This is a genomic window from Georgenia halophila (assembly GCF_039541595.1).
The window spans coordinates 41,406-57,756 of record NZ_BAABGN010000003.1; the positions used below are offsets into that span (position 1 = coordinate 41,406).

Genomic DNA, 16,351 nt, shown 5'->3' on the forward strand with positions numbered 1-16,351 from the left:
CACCCAGAAGGAAGGTCCTTGTGGCCAGCTCCCGCAAGCTCGTGATCGTCGAGTCGCCGACCAAGGCGCGCACCATCCGCGGCTACCTCGGCGACGACTTCGAGATCGAGGCCAGCGTCGGGCACATTCGTGACCTGCCGCAGCCCTCGGAGCTGCCGGCCGACATGAAGAAGGGGCCTTACGGGAAGTTCGCCGTCGACGTCGAGGGCGACTTCGACCCCTACTACGTCGTCGACTCGGACAAGAAGAAGAAGGTCGCCGAGCTCAAGCGTGCCCTGAAGGAGTCCGACGAGCTCTACCTCGCCACCGACGAGGACCGCGAGGGCGAGGCGATCGCCTGGCACCTCCTCGACGTGCTCAAACCCAAGGTCCCCGTCAAGCGGATGGTCTTCCACGAGATCACCCGCGAGGCCATCACCCGCGCCCTGGAGAACACCCGTGAGGTCGACGAGCGCCTCGTCGACGCCCAGGAGACCCGGCGGATACTCGACCGGCTCGTCGGCTACGAGGTCTCGCCCCTGCTGTGGCGCAAGGTCAAGCCTGGGATCTCGGCCGGACGCGTGCAGTCCGTGGCCACCCGCCTGGTCGTCGAGCGCGAACGTGAGCGGATGGCCTTCCGTGCGGCCTCCTACTGGGACGTGCGCGGAACCTTCACCGGCGGCCCCGCCGAGGACCGCGGCGAGTTCGTCGCCAAGCTGGTCAACCTCGACGGCAAGAAGGTCGCCTCCGGTCGTGACTTCGGCGACGACGGCCGGCTCAAGGCCGCGGCCGAGAAGAGCGGCGCGGTGCACCTCGACGAGGCGACCGCGACCGACGTCGCCACCGCCCTGGAGAAGACGGAGTCCCGTGTCGTCTCGATGGAGACGAAGCCGTACACCCGCCGGCCGGCCGCGCCCTTCACCACCTCCACGCTGCAGCAGGAGGCGTCCCGCAAGCTGCGCATGAGCTCGCGGGAGACCATGCGCACCGCCCAGGGCCTGTACGAGAACGGCTTCATCACCTACATGCGTACGGACTCCCCGGCGCTGTCCTCGCAGGCTGTCTCCGCCGCGCGCGGGCAGGCCGCCGAGCTGTACGGCTCCGACTACGTCGCCGACAAGCCCCGCACCTACGGCAAGGCCAAGGGCGCCCAGGAGGCCCACGAGGCGATCCGCCCCGCCGGAGACTCCTTCCGCACCCCCGCCCAGGTCGCGAGCAGCCTCGTCGGCGCGCAGTTCAAGCTCTACGAGCTGATCTGGAAGCGCACCGTCGCCTCGCAGATGGCCGACGCCCGCGGCTCGACCGCCACCGTGCGGCTCGGGGCCGACCCCGTCCTGGCCGACGGGCGCAGCGCCCGCGCCGAGCTGACGGCGTCCGGCACCGTCATCACCTTCCGCGGATTCCTCGCCGCCTACGAGGAGGGCCGCGACGCCGACCGGTACGAGAGCGGTCAGGGAAAGGACGACACGCGCCTGCCCGTCGTGAGTGAGGGCGACGCCGTCGAGACGAACGAGGTCGCCCCCGAGGGCCACGAGACCACTCCGCCACCGCGATTCACCGAGGCCAGCCTCGTCAAGGCCCTCGAGGAGCGCGGCATCGGCCGACCCTCCACCTACGCGGCCACCATCTCCGTCATCACCGACCGTGGCTACGTCGACCGGCGCGGGCAGGCCCTGGTGCCGACCTGGTTGGCGTTCTCCGTGGTCCGGCTGCTCGAGGAGAACCTTCCCCGCCTGGTCGACTACGACTTCACCGCCGAGATGGAGGGCGACCTCGACCGCATCGCGGCGGGGGAGGAGGAGCGCGTCGGTTGGCTCACGCGGTTCTACCGCGGCGACGAGGGCTCGGACCGGCCGGGTCTGCGCAATCTCGTGGCCGACCTCGGCGACATCGACGCACGCGCCGCGAACAGCATCGACATCGGCGACGGTCTGACCCTGCGCGTGGGCCGGTACGGCCCCTACATCGAGGGCCCCGGCGAAGAGGGCAAGCCCGCCCGCCGCGCCTCGGTGCCCGACGACGTCGCGCCCGACGAGATGACGCCCGAGCTGGCGCGCGAGCTGCTCGAGAAGCAGGCCGACGACGGACGCGAGCTCGGCACCGACCCGGAGACCGGACACACGATCATCGCCAAGAACGGACGCTTCGGGCCCTACGTCACCGAGGTGCTTCCCGAGGCGGAGGAGGAGGGGCCGAAGAAGGGCAAGAAGAAGAGCGCGAAGCCGAAGCCGCGGACCGCATCGCTCCTGAAGTCCATGCAGCTCGAGACCGTCGACCTCGAGCAGGCCCTCAGGCTGCTGTCCCTGCCGCGGGTCGTCGGCACGGACCCGGACGGCGTCGAGATCACCGCGCAGAACGGCCGGTACGGCCCCTACCTCAAGCGCGGCACCGACTCGCGGTCCCTCGAGACGGAGGACCAGATCTTCGACATCACGCTCGAGGAGGCGCTGGCGCTCTACGCACAGCCCAAGCGCGGCCGTGGCGCCACCGCACGCCCACCGCTGCGCGAGCTGGGCGAGGACCCGACCAGCGGGAAGCCGGTGGTCGTCAAGGACGGCCGGTTCGGTCCGTACGTCACCGACGGAGCGACGAACGCGACGCTGCGCAAGGACGACGACGTCGATACCATCACACCTGAGCGCGGGTTCGACCTGCTCGCCGAGAAGCGGGCGAAGGGCCCGGCCAAGAAGCCGGCGTCCACCAAGAAGAGCACCTCACGCAGCACCACGAAGCGGAGCACCGCCAAGAAGGGCTGAGGACGATGTACGACCGGTTCCTCCGGCGTTCGATCCGGGGCACGCTGGGGCTGTCGGCGATCGCGATCGCCGCCTTCGTGCTGCTGTTCGTGTTCGACCGGCTCTCGTCGGAGGGCTTGTTCGTCTCGATCGCCGTCGTCGTCGGTGTCGCCCTCGTCATCCTGTTCACGGCGTTCCGGCAGGCGAGCGAACGGGCCCGGAGGAGGGCGGAGACCGCATCGACGCTGGACCGGACGGCGTCGACCGATCCCCAGATCAGCGAGGCCGGCTACGACCCGATGCGGAAGTTCCGCTCGCCCAACGAGTGATTCGCACGTCAACACCCGAGGATCGAGCGCTGGGATGCTCGAGCGGCCGCGTCCCGGACGGTGACGCGGTCGCAGCCGGTGCGGCACTAGGTTGACCGACATGACTTCTTCGGCGACGACGACCAGCGCACTGCCCGACGGCCTTCCCGACGTGCCGGATCCGCACGACGCCCCGCCCCTGCGCTGGGGCATCCTCGGCGCGGGCGGCATCGCCCGGAAGTTCGCGACCGAGGTGCCCGCCAACTCCTCGCAGCAGGTGGTCGCCGTCGGCTCGCGGTCCGTCGACAAGGCGGAGGAGTTCGCGCAGGCGCACGGCATCGGCCGTGCCCACGGCAGCTACGCCGGCCTGCTCGCGGACCCCGAGGTCGACGTCGTCTACGTCGCCACCCCGCACAGCCATCACCGCGAGCACGCCGTTCTGGCGCTGGAGGCGGGCAAGCCCGTCCTGGTGGAGAAGGCCTTCACGCGCAACGCCGGCGAGGCCCGTGAGGTGCTCGCCGTGGCCGAGGAACGCGGCCTGTTCGCGATGGAGGCCATGTGGACCCGGTTCCTGCCCCACATGGTGGTGCTGCGTGCCGTCGCGGCCTCGGGTGTGCTCGGCGAGATCCTCGCCGTGCGCGGGGACCACGGGCAGCGACTGCCCCTCGTCGAGCGCCTCCGAGAGCCGTCCCTGGCCGGTGGTGCGCTGCTCGACCTCGGCGTCTACCCCGTCTCCTTCATCCACAGCGTGCTCGGTGCGCCCGAGAACGTCCACGCGGCCGGTGCGCTCAACGAGCTCGGCGTGGACGTCCACGAGGCCGTCACCCTCGGCTACGGCCGCACGGTCGCCGTGGCGACCGCGAACATGTGGGCGCGCAGCCGCACCGACGCGTCGGTGATCGGGACCGAGGGTCGCATCGACGTGGCCGGCAGCGCCTGGGCGCCCACCACCATCACCGTCACACCGGCCGACGGCGAAGCCTGGACCTGGCCCGGGGACGGCACCCGCCTGGGTGGCTTCCAGCATCAGGCCGCCGAGGTGGCCCGCTGCGTCACGGCCGGGCAGCAGGAGTCCCCCGTCATGCCGTGGAGCGCCACGATCGAGGTCATGGAGATCATGGACGAGGTGCGCCGCCAGCTCGGGGTCGTCTACCCGGGCGAGTAGCGCTCGTTCGCGGCCTGACCCCTCGGGGCCAGGCCGGGCGCCGCGCGGACCCGCCCCAGGTGCCCGGGCCCGCCCAGGCGCCAAAAGTTGCTGTACTTGTCGTTCGTAGCCGCAAACTCAGCACATTCTCCACCGGTGCCGGAGGTCCGGGCGAAGGCCCTTCGCGTGGTCAGGCGGTGGCGTCGAGCTCCGGCTCGGCGTGGGGGCGGCCCTTGAGCTCGTGGAACCCCGGCGTGGCCGCGACCAGCAGCGTGCCGTCCCAGAGCCGTCCGGCATCCTCGCCGGCAGGCAACCGCGAGATCACCGGGCCGAAGAAGGCGGCCGATCCGCCGTCGGGCGTGGTGGCCCTGACGACGGGCGTGCCGACGTGCTCGCCCACCTGCGCGAGCGCCTCCGCGTGCGAGGCCCGCACGGCCGCGTCGTACGCCGTCGAGTCGCCCACGTCGGCGAGCGACTCGGGCAGGCCGGCGGCACGCAGGGCGGCGTGGAGATCGCCGAGCCAGTCACCCTCGCGCGGCTCCGTCCACAGCGCCGTGTAGAGGCGCGCGAGCGCTGCCTCGCCGTGCTCCTCCAGCGTGGCCATGCAGACACGCACGGGCACCCACAGGTAGCCCTCGGTGTCTCCCTCGGGATCCTCCTCCTGGCCTTCGTTGAGCACCGACAGGCTCATCAGGTGCCACCGGATGTCCACGGGCCGGACCCGCGCGACCTCCACCAGCCACCGCGAGGTCAGCCAGGTGTACGGGCAGGAGGGGTCGAACCAGAAGTCCGCAGTCGTCCGCTCACTCATCCCGACGCAGGCTACTGCTCGTCGGCACGCCGTGTCGCTGCGCCCGACTACCCTGACCGGGTGAGTCCAGAGGTCCCTGCCGCCCCTCGAGCGCCAGCCACCGGCACGTCCGGCGAGCTCGCGGGCTGCTTCGTCTCCCTCGAGGGCGGCGACGGCGCGGGCAAGACCACCCAGCGCGACCTCCTCGGCACGTGGCTGAGCGCTGCGGGGCACGACGTCGTCCTCACCCGCGAGCCGGGCGGCACCGATCTCGGGCGGGTGCTGCGAGACGCCGTCCTGCACGGCGACGACCTCGACCCCCGCACGGAGGCGCTGCTCTACGCCACCGACCGCGCCCACCACGTCCACCACCTGGTGCGCCCCGCCCTCGCCGGCGGCGCCGTGGTGGTCACCGACCGGTACCTCGACTCCTCGATCGCCTACCAGGGCGCGGCCCGTGAGCTGGGCGACGGCGAGATCCGCGACCTCAACCTCTGGGCCACCGAGGGGCTGCTCCCCGACCTGACCGTCCTGCTGGACCTCGACCCGGCCACCGGCGCGGCGCGGCGCAGCCATGCCCCGGACCGGCTCGAGCGCGAGTCGATCGAGTTCCACATCCACGTGCGCGAGCACTTCCTGGCGCTCGCCCGTGCCGAGCCGGAACGGTTCCTCGTCGTCGATGCCGCCGCAAGCCCGGAGGAGGTCCACGCCGCCGTCCGTGACCGCCTCCTGCCGCTGCTGCCCGCCGGGGGATCGCGATGAGCGTCTGGGACGACGTCGTCGGCCAGGACGCGGTCGTCACGACCCTCAAGGGTGCCGTGCTCGCCTCCAGGCACGCCTCCGGCGAGGCCGGCGCGCGCGCCATGACTCACGCGTGGCTCATCACCGGACCGCCCGGCTCCGGCCGGTCGGTCGCCGCGCGCGCGTTCGCCGCGGCGCTGCAATGCACCGACCCCGAGGAGCCGGGCTGCGGCCGCTGCCACGACTGCACTACCGTGCTCGCCGGCACCCACGCCGACGTGACGCTCGTGGGCACCGAGAAGGTCATCTTCAGCATCGACGAGATCCGTCCGCTCGTCTCCCAGGCGCAGCGCGCGCCCGCCCGCGGCCGGTGGCGCGTGATGCTCATGGAGGACGCCGACCGCATGGTCGAGCGCACCTCGAACGTGCTCCTCAAGGCGATCGAGGAGCCACCGCCGCGCACGGTGTGGCTGCTCTGCGCGCCGAGCCCGGAGGACGTGCTGACCACCATTCGGTCGCGAAGCCGCGGGGCCCACCTGCGGGTGCCCGACCCCCACGACGTGGCCGACCTGCTCGTGCGCCGCGACGGCCTCGACCCCGACGTGGCGCTCACCGCCGCGCGGGCCGCACAGTCGCACGTCGGTCTGGCACGCCGGCTCGCCCGTGACCCGGACGCGCGCGAACGCCGCCGTCGACTCCTCGCCGTGCCGGCCGGGATCCGCGGGGTGGGCGACGCCGTCCTCGCGGCAGCGGAGCTCATCGATACTGCCGGCGCGGACGCCAAGGCGGCCACCGAGGAGCGCGACGCGACCGAGAAGGCGGCTCTGCTGCGCAGCCTCGGCGCCGAGGCCGGGACGCGGCTCCCGCCGGCGCTGCGCGGGCAGGTCCGCCAGCTCGAGGAGGAGCAGAAGCGCCGGGCCACCCGCGCACAGCGCGACGTGCTCGACCGAGCCATGGTCGACCTGCTCTCGCTCTACCGGGACGTCCTCGTGGTCCAGCTCGGTGCCGCCGTCGACCTGGTCAACACGGACCTGGAGCACGAGGTACGCCGCCTCGCGGCCGACTCGACGCCGGAGCGAACCGTGCGTCGCATGGACTCCGTGGGAGTGGCGCGCGAGCGGCTGGAGGCCAACGTGGCGCCGCTTCTCGCGGTCGAGGCCATGATGGTGGCGCTGCGGCCGCAGGCGAGCTGAGCCGCGCCACCATGAGCCGACGGCACCGGCCGCGCGAGGACCGTGTGGACAGGTAGCGTGACCGGGTGCGTCGCGTGCTTCCCCGGTCCCTGTCGAGGCGCCTCGGCGTGGTCGCGGTGCTGCTGCCCATCGTCCTGGTCGGATGCGGCCACGAGCCGATGGAGCGGGTGGAGACCGCGGGTGAGGACCAGGCGTCCCAGTCCTCGCCCGAGCCGAACGAGCCCAAATCCGCACCGAGCGGGTCGACCCCCGCGCCCCAGGACCCGGCACTCGAGGAGTACTACGACCAGGACCTCGACTGGCAGGCCTGCGGGAACTACGACTGCGCGAAGCTCACCGTTCCGGTCAGCTATGACGCGCCCGCCGACGAGTCCATCGAGCTGGCCCTCAAGCGGCTGCCCAGCCGCAGCGACGGGGCACCGTCCCTAGTCATCAACCCCGGCGGCCCCGGCGGCTCGGGCGCGGACATGGTCGAGAGCGTCGAGCGCATGTTCAGTCCCGAGCTGCTCGCCGCGTACGACGTCGTGGGGTTCGACCCCCGCGGCGTCGCCGGGTCCGCGCCGGTCGACTGCGTCTCCGACGCCCAGCTGGACCGGCTGCGCGCGGCGGACTACGACGTCGAGACCCCCGAAGGCCTGGAGGCGTACCGCGAGGACGCCGAGCTCATCGCCCAGGGCTGCGCTTCGCGCACCGGCGAGCTGCTCGGCCACGTCGACACGGCCTCGGCGGCCAGGGACATGGACATCCTGCGTGCCGCGCTCGGCGAGGACGCGCTCGACTACCTCGGCTACTCCTACGGCACCCACCTCGGCGCCGTCTACGCGGACATCTTCCCGCAGCGGGTCGGCCGGTTCGTGCTCGACGGCGCGATGGACCCCTCCCTGAGCGCCCACCAGATGACGCTCGACCAGGCCGTCGGGTTCGAGGAGGCGCTGCGCGCCTACGTCGAGGACTGCCAGGCCGGCCCGGACTGTCCGCTCCGTGGCGATGCGGACGACGGCATGGAACAGATCCGCACGCTCCTCGACCTCACCGCAGACAACCCGCTGCCGACGGCGGACGGCCGGGAGCTGACGGCGCCGCTGGCCGTCTCCGGCATCCTGACGCCGTTGTACGACACCCGTTCGTGGCCGGCGCTGACGAGCGCCCTCACCCAGGCCATGGAGAGCGGGGACGGATCACAGCTGCTGTTCCTCGCCGACACCATGGCCGGCCGGGCGCCGGACGGGACGTACCGGAACAACTCGACCGAGGCCAACTGGGCGGTCAACTGCCTCGACCAGCCGGCGACCGGCGACATCTCGGACTGGCGTCGCCAGGCGGACGAGCTCGCCGACGCGGCACCGACGTTCGGCCCGGCGCTGTCCTACGGCGACGTCCTGTGCGACGCCTGGCCCGTCGAGGGTCAGCAGCGCCCGGGCCCGCTCGATGCCGAGGGCGCCCCGCCGATCGTCGTCGTCGGCACCACAGGGGACCCGGCGACGCCCTACGAGTGGAGCGTCAGCCTCGCCGAGCAGCTCGCGAGCGGCGTGCTCGTGACCCACGAGGGGGAGGGGCACACCGCGTACGGGCGGTCCAACGACTGCGTCCTCGACGCCGTCGACGCCTTCCTCGTCGAGGGTGACCCGCCGAAGGACGGCTTGACCTGCTGATGGCTCAGGGCCTGGCCTGCGGGTCACCCGGGCACGCGCCCGCCGTGCTCTAGGTGGTGGCCTTGGGCTCGGCAGGTGTCGCGAGTCACGCCCGGACGTTTTGTCGCCCGCGACAGCGCCCTTGTAGAGTTGTGTGCGCTGAGTCGCCGGCCTGCCGGCGTCCGCGCCGCCTTAGCTCAGTCGGCAGAGCGATTCACTCGTAATGAATAGGTCGTGGGTTCGATTCCCACAGGCGGCTCCACGCCCCGGTCACCCCGAGCGCCGGGGCATTCCCTGCTCAGAGGCCCTTTTCCGGCTCTCCTGACTGACCTGTGAGTCATTTGCGGCTCGGGAGTACGCGGCGGTGGCCGCCGAGGTTGAGCATGGCTAGGGCGATGAGGGCGTCGGCGGACTTGAAGCCGAACGCGATCCGGGTGATGAGTCGGATCTTGGTGTTGGTGGACTCGATCAGGCCGTTGGACAGGCCGTGCTCGATGGCGGCGTAGGGCAGCTGGAACACCACCCGCAGTCCGTCCTTGAGGAGGTAGGCCCGGTACAGCTTCGGGTCGGTGGCGGCGATCCAGGCGAGCTTGACCTGCTGGTTCTCGGTGAGGTTCCCGGGGTTCTTCCACAGCGAGTAGCGGGCGCCCTAGAGCGTCTTGGCCCCGCTCGCTGCCGGGTCTCGGGGGTGCTTCGGCGCGGGGCGGCCCCGGCCGCGTCGGTGCGGGCCAGTGCCCGGGCCTCGTTCCACGCTCTGCGGCGACCTCGTCGAGTGCTTCGGTGGCCACTTCACCACATGAAACGGATCAGCGGCCCGGACGGCGTCGGGGCACTTCCCGGCGCTGCCAACACCAGCCCGCGGGCGTCGTGGTCCACGACCACGGTTGTGGAGGAGCCGGTGAGCCGGATAGGGCGGGCGCAGTAGCCATTCCGGCGGCGGTCTGGGCGAACGCGTCCCTGAGGCCCCGAGGTCTGAAGAGTCCCAGGGTTGATGCCGCTCCTGTTTGAGCCCAGGAGGATGAGCACCATGCCAAGCTGCTGCGCCTGCGTCGCCGAGCGGCCGGAGGAGGCGGGAGCCGGAGACCTGTTGCAGGAGACGTTCGTGGCCGCGTGGCGCACCTGCGACATTGCGTCCGCAGCGGCACGCCGAGTACTCGTGCGCGAACTCCACCAGCCGCTTCGCGATCCCATGCTCGGCAGGCCGTGCTCCCCCGGCACCCACGATGTTCGCGAGCTGGAACGGCCGGTCGACGGTCAACGGGGCCTCACGCAGCCTCGACGCCACGTGCTCGCGCACGTGGCACGGGGAGAACATGATCCGCTCGACGACGGCGTCAGGATCGATCGAGCAATTGTTCTCGTCGAAGGTTGCTTCCGGCGGTGAGGTAGCAAACGGTGGGCATGTTGCCGACTGCTGAAGACGGGCGTGGCCGCGCAGGCTCGGCGTTGGGTTACCGGTCCGCCAGCGCCGCGTCGACGGCGTTGACCGTCTTGTCAGCCGCCTTCTGGAGGATCAGGCCGTTGGCCAGCCCGATCACGGCGTCAGGCGGCGAGGCGACGGTCAGATCGAGGCGCGCACCGTTGCCAGCAGGCTCGACGGTGGCGGTGAACACGTGGATCCAACCCCACTTGCTGCCCTTCTCGAACGACAGCCGTCCAGTGGCGTCGTCGCGGCCGCCGAGGCGGTACTTGCCGTCCTCGACCACCTGTGTGAGCGCGGCGAACACCTGCTCGGGGGAATGGCTCCACTCGCGGGCCACCTGCTTCTCCATAGCTGGCATGAGATCCTCTTCTGATCGGGTCGTTGGGTCTCGCCTGCCAATTCCGATGGTGACGAATCAGCTTGCCGCGAGAGGCCTTTCAATGGTTGCCCACGTCGGCTCGACCCGGCTACAGGACACGCCGCGCCCCTCCTCACCCCGAGACCCGCAGTTGGCGAATACCCTCCATCCATCCGCGGTGCCCGAAGCGGCGATCGAGGCGCTGGAGCCGCCGGGCGCGAAGGCGGACGGCTGGTCGCTGTAGCGTAGCCTGACCGGCCAGTCGAGCCATCCGCGACATAGGAACCCTGCATTGACACCCGATGACCCCGCGCACCGCACCGACGAGCCGTACCAGTCCGTCCACGCGCATCCGCTGCGTGGCCAAGACCTGGTGCTGGTCGCCGGCGTCCTTGTGTTCACCTGCGCGGTCGGGGTCCTGGTCAGCATCGGCAACGACCGGCTGTGGGGCGACCTTGTCTTCTACGCCGCGTTCGTCCTCGTGGGCTTCATTCTCGCCCGCATCACGTACGCCATCCTCGGGAACCGACGGATGCGCGCCACCGCGGTGGTCGTCACCCTCGACGGCAACACGCTCAGCGCAGAGTCGCCGTTCGGGCCCCCCGAGTTCCGCGAGGTCGACCTCACCCGGGTGACGTCGGTCGATCGCGACGTCGACGGCATGGACGAGGTGTTCGTGCTCGCCGACGGGAAACGGGCCGCCCGGGTGCCGCTGCGCGCCACCGTCGACCCCGCGGTGCTGGAGGCCGTCGACGGTGCGGTCGCCCGAGCCTCCCAGGTCTCCGAGGGCGCGCGACGGCTGCACGCCCAGGCACACGAGCGCTCCGTGGACGCCGACGGCCGGTGAGTCTGCAAGGCAGACCTGCGGGTCTGCGCGAACCGGGATGGCGTTGGGTGCGGCACAGTCCTGATGACCATGAGCTCCCGCACGACCGAGACTCACGCGGCGGCCTCCTCCTCACCGGTGAACCCGGCGAACGCGGTGCCAACCAGTTTCCCGGCCTGTGCCAGGTTGCTTGCCATGGTGCGGGCGAGGAGCTGTTCTCGTGCCGTGCCGTGCCGTGCCGTGCCGTGCCGTGCCGTGCCGTGCCGTAAGGAGTCGGTAACCCCGGGTTTGCGCCTCCGCGCGGATCCGCCGCTGCGATGATCGATACATGCGTCAGATCTCGAGCGACACCTGATGGCCCGGGTCCTCGTGGTCGACGACGACCCGACGGTGCGCGAGGTCGCGGCGACCTACATCAGGGCACAGGGTCACGAAACCGTGGAGGCGGGCGACGGCGAGGCCGCGCTGCGGGCGGTGTCCGGCCTGCCCTACGACCTGGTGGTCCTGGACCTGATGCTGCCCGGCGTCGACGGGCTGGACGTGTGCAAACAGCTGCGCGCCAGCGGCGACGTCCCGATCATCATCCTGACCGCTCTCGGCGCGGAGACCGACCCGGTGGTCGGCCTTCGCCACGGCGCCGACGACTACGTGACCAAGCCGTTCAGCCCCCGGGAGCTGGCTTTGCGCGTCGACACGGTGCTCCGCCGGGCCGGTGGTGGCACGCGGCCGCAATCGGACGTGGTGACCCGACGCCGACCTTGTCGTCGACGCCGCCCGCCACGAGGCCACGCTCGCGGGCCGGCCGCTGGTGCTGACCGGCCGCGAGTTCGACCTGCTCCGGTTCCTGATGGTCCACCCCGGCACCGCGTTCTCCCGGGACGACCTCCTGCGGCTCGTCTGGGGCTGGTCCTTCGGGGACACCAGCACGGTGACGGTCCACGTGCGCCGGTTGCGCGAGAAGATCGAGGCCGACCCCACTCGTCCGGAGAACCTCGTGACGGTCTGGGGCGTCGGGTACCGGTGGGAGCCACGAGCATGACCGCGGACCAGATCGAGATCGTCGTGGTCGCCACGGTCGCCGCGCTCGGGGTCGGCATCCTCGGGGTGCTCGCGGGCTGGCTGCTGCGGCACCGGTCGCTACGGACGCAGCTCGGTCTGGTGGCCGTAGTGGCGGTCGGCGCAGTCCTCGCTGGTGTGCTCGGAATCGCGCAACGCATGTTCCTGTCCGAGCACGACCTGCAGGTGGTCACGATGGTGACCGCCGTAGCCGCCCTCGTCGCGGGCGTCGTCGCATGGCTGCTCGGGCTGGCGCTGGCGCACTGGTCGGCGGCCCTGCGGGCCGATGTCCGCCGGTTCTCCGAGCCGACGCCCTACCCGTCCCAGCGGCGTGGGCCGGCGGAGTTCCAGGGCCTCGCCGACGAGTTGGCCGCCACCCACGAACGCCTGACGGACTCGCGGGCCCGTGAGCGCCGCCTGGAGGAGTCGCGACGCGAGCTGGTCTCGTGGGTCTCCCACGACTTGCGCACCCCGCTGGCGGGGATGCGGGCCATGACGGAGGCCCTCGAGGACGGGCTCGCACCCGACCCGTCGCGCTACCACCGACAGATCGGGGTGGAGGTGGACCGGCTGGTCCGGTTGGTCGACGACCTCTTCGAGCTCTCCCGCCTCCACGCCGGCGTGATGCGGCTGGACACCCAGCCCGTGCTCATCGGCGATCTGGTGAGCGAGGCCATCGCCGGTGCCGACCCGCTGGCCCGGGCGCACGGTGTGCGCCTGGACGGCGCGGTGGAGCCCGGCCTGGTGGTGGCGGCCGACCCGGCGGGGCTGTCCCGGGTCATGGCCAACCTGGTGGCGAACGCGATCAGGCACACATCGTACGACGGCGTGGTCGAGATCCGGGGCCGGAGACTCTCCCAGAGCATCGAGCTGAGCGTCAGCGACCGCTGCGGAGGCCTGGCGGACGAGGACCGTGCCCGGGTCTTCGACGTCGCCTGGCAGGGAAGCCGGGCGCGGACGCCCGAGCGTGCCGACGACGCGAGCGTGGACGATGTGCCCGGGACCGGGGGAGCCGGGCTCGGGCTGGCCATCGTTAAGGGGATCGTCGAGGCCCACAGCGGCCGGGTTGGTGTGGAAAATCTCGTCTCCGCCCGCGGGTGCAGGTTCCGCGTCGAGCTGCCGTCCTGACCGGGGCCTCGTCAATGCGGTGCGCCGTGGATTACTTCAAAGCGTGGGCACCGGAGTATGCGAGCGAAATGCTGCTTCCTGCTGACGTGTTCCTCGTACGTGCTCCTGGCGGTCACGCAGCCGAGCCGGTGGTTCCATGGTGCTTGCCGTGACCTCGCGGTCCGCCCGCCGCCGCAGTCTCGCAAAGCGGCCAGTCCCGTCCCTAATATTGCCCCTCGTGACTCGCAATGCACGCCCCGCGGGGAAAGTGCCAGGCATCACAATGGCGGGGGCGTGTTGTGCCGGCACGAGTGGCGGTGGTTTGACCGGGCATTTCGTCGTTGCGGGACCGTCCTGGTCCCGAGTCTGACCTGCCGCGTGCCGGAGGGCGCCGCCGCTCCCGCCGCGGGCCGGCGCAGGACGTACGCACGCGCCACCACGACGCGTCATCCGGCGGCGTCACCGCCGTCCCGGCAACGTGTGCCGCTCGTCAGGCGCAGTCTGCTGCCCACGATGCCCCCCCACTCGCTCTCCACAGGACAACGCCGCCGCGCCCACCGCGCCGAGACAATCGACGTAGACTTTCGGTGTGGACCACCTCGTCGCACTCGTCCCCTCGATCGGGACGGGAATACTCTTCTACCTGGCGATACGCGCCATCGTCAACGCCGACCGAAAAGAGCGTGACGCCGAGCGCAGGCTCGCGCACGAGTCGGCGGCGAATAACACCGACCGGCCGATCGCCGGCGAGTAAGTCCCAACGCCGGAGCCGGACATCTCGACAGCGGTTCGCATGACAATTCCCGCCCAAACAATATACTGTCGCTCCAGACGGGAACGTCAGCCACTGCGACCTGTTGAATGGCCGTATTCCAAACTGACCGGGGAGAGCTCATGGCACAGAAGGTTCAAGTCCAGCTCATTGACGACATCGACGGGTCCGAGGCGGACGAGACCGTCACGTTCGCGCTCGACGGGGTCACCTACGAGATCGACCTGAACGAGGCCCACGCCAAGGCGATGCGCGAGTCGCTCGCCGAGTGGGTCGGTCACGCACGCCGTTCCGGCGGCCGCCGGACCACCGGTCGGCGCGGGACGCGCGCGGGCTCGGGCTCGGGTTCGGACGCCGGCAAGATCCGCGAGTGGGCCCGCAAGCACGGCTACGAGGTCTCGGAGCGCGGCCGCATCTCGGCGGAGATCCGTGAGGCGTACGAGAAGGCCACCGCCTGACCGTCGACCAGCTGGACCAGAACCGGCGGCCTGCCACCCGTGAGGTGGCCGGCCGCCGGTGTCTTCGTGGTGGAATGTGTGCATGACCTACACCCTGGTACTGCTCCGCCACGGCGAGAGCGAGTGGAACGCCAAGAATCTCTTCACCGGCTGGGTCGACGTGCCGTTGTCGGAGAAGGGCACGCAGGAGGCCGAGCGGGGCGGGCACCTGCTCGTCGACGCGGGCATCACCCCAGACGTCGTGCACACCTCGCTGCTGCGCCGTGCCGTCTCCACGGCCAACCTGTCCCTCGACGTCGCCGACCGGCACTGGATCCCGGTCAAGCGCAGCTGGCGCCTCAACGAGCGGCACTACGGCGCCCTGCAGGGCAAGAACAAGAAGGAGATCCGGGACGAGTACGGCGAGGAGCAGTTCATGACCTGGCGCCGCTCCTACGACGTGCCGCCCCCCGAGATCGAGCTCGGCTCCGAGTTCTCGCAGGACGCCGAACCGCGCTACGTCGGTGAGCCGATCCCGCGCACGGAGTGCCTCAAGGACGTCCTCGAGCGGGCGCTGCCGTACTGGAACGACGCGATCGTCCCGGACCTGAGGGCGGACAAGACCGTTCTCGTCGCCGCGCACGGCAACTCCATGCGCGCGATCATCAAGCACCTCGACGGCATCGACGACGAGACCATCTCCGGGCTCAACGTGCCCACGGGCATCCCGCTGCTCTACGAGCTCGACGGGAACCTGACGCCCACGGTCAAGGGTGGTCGCTATCTCGACCCCCAGGCGGCGGAGGAAGCCATCGCCGCGGTCGCGAACCAGGGCCGCTGACCCGACAGGCCGCGAGCTGGACGGACGACGGGCCCCGCACCACCTGTCGGGTTCTAGCGATCCCCGCAACACCCTGAGTTTCAGGGAGTTGCGGGGATCGTGGTTTCTGAGGAGTTGAAGGCTCGGTTCTTTGAGGCGTTGGATCGTGAAGGGGGCAGTGTCTCGGCGGCTGCGCGTGCGGTCGGAGCGAATCGAAACACCGCGTTCGGGTGGGCACGGAAGGCTGGTGTTCGCGGTCGTGGCAAGCCCGGCACCGGCGGGCATCCAGGGCGCGCGGAGTACGACCGCCTGCGTGCATCAGGGTTTCGCCGGCGCGACGCTGCAGTGCGAGTCGGGGTCAACGAGCGGACAGCCCGGGACTGGGACAAAGGAATCCGCAAGTCCAACAGCTCGCGCCTCCATCCAGATGGGCGCCGGGTGGACTACAAGACTGGTGTGACCACTCACGTTGATGGGCAGCAGTCGCCGAGGATGACGGCGCTGGAAGCGGACCTGCATCCACGGTTCTTGACGCTGAGCGAGCGGGAGAAGATCGCTGACCTTCACGGTCAGAGGGCCTCGCTCCGCGAGATCGGCCGACATCTGGGCCGGCCGGCCTCGACGATCAAACGCGAGCTCGACAACCGCTCGAACAGCGGCGTCTATCGTCCCTATGCCGCACACCGGGCGTGGACCGTCTCACGGGCTCGTCCCAAGGACAGCAAGCTCACCGCCGAGGGTCCACTGCGCGACTACGTCAGCACCCAGCTCGCCGTGCACTGGTCGCCCGAGCAGATCTGTCACGCTCTGGTCAAGGAGTTCCCCAACGACCAGAGCATGCGAGTGAGCACCGAGACGATCTACCAGGCGATCTACGTCCAGGCCCGCGGCGGCCTGCGCCGCGAGGTCGCCGCCGCGTTGCGTACCGGGCGCACCCGACGTAAGCCACACCGGCAGCCCGACCAGCGCACACCCCGATTCACCGATTCGATGGTGATGATCTCCCAGCGGCCACCCGAGGTGGAGGACCG

At 70.9% G+C, this 16,351-nt stretch carries 15 protein-coding genes, 1 tRNA gene and 2 pseudogenes; 15 read left to right on the top strand and 3 right to left on the bottom strand.

Annotated elements, in window-relative coordinates:
* The first annotated feature begins 20 nt into the window (after positions 1 to 20).
* The 3 genes from topA (at position 21) to ABD907_RS05435 (ending at position 4,187) form a co-directional block, all read left to right on the top strand.
* Positions 21 to 2,735 carry a type I DNA topoisomerase gene (gene topA / locus ABD907_RS05425; protein WP_345215491.1) on the top strand — a complete coding sequence of 905 codons (2,715 nt, stop codon included), beginning with the start codon at positions 21 to 23 and terminating at the stop codon, positions 2,733 to 2,735.
* 5 nt (positions 2,736 to 2,740) lie between these two features.
* Positions 2,741 to 3,043 carry a hypothetical protein gene (locus ABD907_RS05430; RefSeq protein WP_345215492.1) on the top strand — a complete coding sequence of 101 codons (303 nt, stop codon included), beginning with the start codon at positions 2,741 to 2,743 and terminating at the stop codon, positions 3,041 to 3,043.
* A gap of 100 nt (positions 3,044 to 3,143) precedes the next feature.
* Positions 3,144 to 4,187, top strand: coding sequence for a Gfo/Idh/MocA family protein (locus tag ABD907_RS05435; protein ID WP_345215493.1), 1,044 nt, complete (start codon positions 3,144 to 3,146; stop codon positions 4,185 to 4,187).
* 169 nt (positions 4,188 to 4,356) lie between these two features.
* Here ABD907_RS05435 and ABD907_RS05440 read toward each other — a convergent pair whose 3' ends face one another.
* Positions 4,357 to 4,977 (bottom strand): mycothiol-dependent nitroreductase Rv2466c family protein, encoded by a 621-nt coding sequence (locus ABD907_RS05440; RefSeq protein ID WP_345215494.1) that lies wholly within the window; start codon positions 4,975 to 4,977, stop codon positions 4,357 to 4,359.
* Between the two features lie 60 nt (positions 4,978 to 5,037).
* On the opposite strand from ABD907_RS05440, the gene tmk reads away from it, so the two are divergent.
* From tmk to ABD907_RS05460, 4 genes are all read left to right on the top strand, one after another.
* Positions 5,038 to 5,718 (top strand): dTMP kinase, encoded by a 681-nt coding sequence (gene tmk, locus ABD907_RS05445; protein ID WP_345215495.1) that lies wholly within the window; start codon positions 5,038 to 5,040, stop codon positions 5,716 to 5,718.
* Positions 5,715 to 6,890, top strand: a complete 1,176-nt coding sequence (locus ABD907_RS05450; protein WP_345215496.1) for a DNA polymerase III subunit delta' — start codon at positions 5,715 to 5,717, stop codon at positions 6,888 to 6,890. Before tmk ends, ABD907_RS05450 begins: the two co-directional genes overlap by 4 nt.
* 65 nt (positions 6,891 to 6,955) lie before the next feature.
* Positions 6,956 to 8,542, top strand: a complete 1,587-nt coding sequence (locus ABD907_RS05455; protein ID WP_345215497.1) for an alpha/beta hydrolase — start codon at positions 6,956 to 6,958, stop codon at positions 8,540 to 8,542.
* Positions 8,543 to 8,707: 165 nt separating this feature from the next.
* Positions 8,708 to 8,783 (top strand) — tRNA-Thr (locus ABD907_RS05460).
* 75 nt (positions 8,784 to 8,858) lie between these two features.
* Here the strand turns inward: ABD907_RS05460 and ABD907_RS05465 are convergent.
* Positions 8,859 to 9,362: pseudogene (locus ABD907_RS05465) on the bottom strand (ISL3 family transposase); the annotation flags it as partial.
* 177 nt (positions 9,363 to 9,539) lie between these two features.
* Between ABD907_RS05465 and ABD907_RS05470 the strand changes: the two are divergent.
* Positions 9,540 to 9,905: a hypothetical protein gene (locus tag ABD907_RS05470; protein WP_345215506.1), complete on the top strand. Its 366-nt coding sequence runs from the start codon at positions 9,540 to 9,542 to the stop codon at positions 9,903 to 9,905.
* A 67-nt stretch (positions 9,906 to 9,972) separates the two neighbouring features.
* Here the strand turns inward: ABD907_RS05470 and ABD907_RS05475 are convergent, their stop codons facing one another.
* Positions 9,973 to 10,302 (bottom strand): hypothetical protein, encoded by a 330-nt coding sequence (locus ABD907_RS05475; RefSeq protein WP_345215498.1) that lies wholly within the window; start codon positions 10,300 to 10,302, stop codon positions 9,973 to 9,975.
* Positions 10,303 to 10,594: 292 nt separating this feature from the next.
* Between ABD907_RS05475 and ABD907_RS05480 the strand changes: the two genes are divergently transcribed.
* From ABD907_RS05480 to ABD907_RS05515, 7 genes and pseudogenes are all read left to right on the top strand, one after another.
* A complete protein-coding gene (locus ABD907_RS05480; RefSeq protein WP_345215499.1) occupies positions 10,595 to 11,149 on the top strand; it encodes a hypothetical protein in 555 nt (184 codons plus the stop codon).
* Between the two features lie 333 nt (positions 11,150 to 11,482).
* Positions 11,483 to 12,167, top strand: a pseudogene (locus ABD907_RS21220) (response regulator transcription factor).
* Positions 12,164 to 13,312 carry a sensor histidine kinase gene (locus ABD907_RS05495; protein WP_345215504.1) on the top strand — a complete coding sequence of 383 codons (1,149 nt, stop codon included), beginning with the start codon at positions 12,164 to 12,166 and terminating at the stop codon, positions 13,310 to 13,312. The pseudogene ABD907_RS21220 and the gene ABD907_RS05495 overlap by 4 nt, the downstream one beginning before the upstream one ends.
* Positions 13,313 to 13,880: 568 nt before the next feature.
* Positions 13,881 to 14,045, top strand: a complete 165-nt coding sequence (locus tag ABD907_RS05500) for a hypothetical protein (RefSeq protein WP_345215500.1) — start codon at positions 13,881 to 13,883, stop codon at positions 14,043 to 14,045.
* A 140-nt stretch (positions 14,046 to 14,185) separates the two neighbouring features.
* Positions 14,186 to 14,521, top strand: a complete 336-nt coding sequence (locus ABD907_RS05505) for a histone-like nucleoid-structuring protein Lsr2 (protein WP_345215501.1) — start codon at positions 14,186 to 14,188, stop codon at positions 14,519 to 14,521.
* A gap of 82 nt (positions 14,522 to 14,603) precedes the next feature.
* The gene (locus ABD907_RS05510; RefSeq protein ID WP_345215502.1) at positions 14,604 to 15,341 is read left to right on the top strand and encodes a phosphoglyceromutase; all 738 of its coding nucleotides are present in this window, start codon (positions 14,604 to 14,606) and stop codon (positions 15,339 to 15,341) included.
* A gap of 288 nt (positions 15,342 to 15,629) precedes the next feature.
* A partial coding sequence (locus ABD907_RS05515) for an IS30 family transposase (RefSeq protein ID WP_345215505.1) occupies positions 15,630 to 16,351 on the top strand: 722 nt, incomplete at its 3' end.

Bases quoted from the DNA above. Each gene is read 5' to 3' on its own strand.
- ABD907_RS05510 (WP_345215502.1), top strand. From the start codon at position 14,604: ATGACCTACACCCTGGTACTGCTCCGCCACGGCGAGAGCGAGTGGAAC.
- ABD907_RS05505 (WP_345215501.1), top strand. From the start codon at position 14,186: ATGGCACAGAAGGTTCAAGTCCAGCTCATTGACGACATCGACGGGTCC.
- ABD907_RS05470 (WP_345215506.1), top strand. From the start codon at position 9,540: ATGAGCACCATGCCAAGCTGCTGCGCCTGCGTCGCCGAGCGGCCGGAG.
- ABD907_RS05435 (WP_345215493.1), top strand. From the start codon at position 3,144: ATGACTTCTTCGGCGACGACGACCAGCGCACTGCCCGACGGCCTTCCC.
- ABD907_RS05450 (WP_345215496.1), top strand. From the start codon at position 5,715: ATGAGCGTCTGGGACGACGTCGTCGGCCAGGACGCGGTCGTCACGACC.
- ABD907_RS05430 (WP_345215492.1), top strand. From the start codon at position 2,741: ATGTACGACCGGTTCCTCCGGCGTTCGATCCGGGGCACGCTGGGGCTG.
- ABD907_RS05475 (WP_345215498.1), bottom strand. From the start codon at position 10,302: ATGCCAGCTATGGAGAAGCAGGTGGCCCGCGAGTGGAGCCATTCCCCC.
- ABD907_RS05440 (WP_345215494.1), bottom strand. From the start codon at position 4,977: ATGAGTGAGCGGACGACTGCGGACTTCTGGTTCGACCCCTCCTGCCCG.
- ABD907_RS05495 (WP_345215504.1), top strand. From the start codon at position 12,164: ATGACCGCGGACCAGATCGAGATCGTCGTGGTCGCCACGGTCGCCGCG.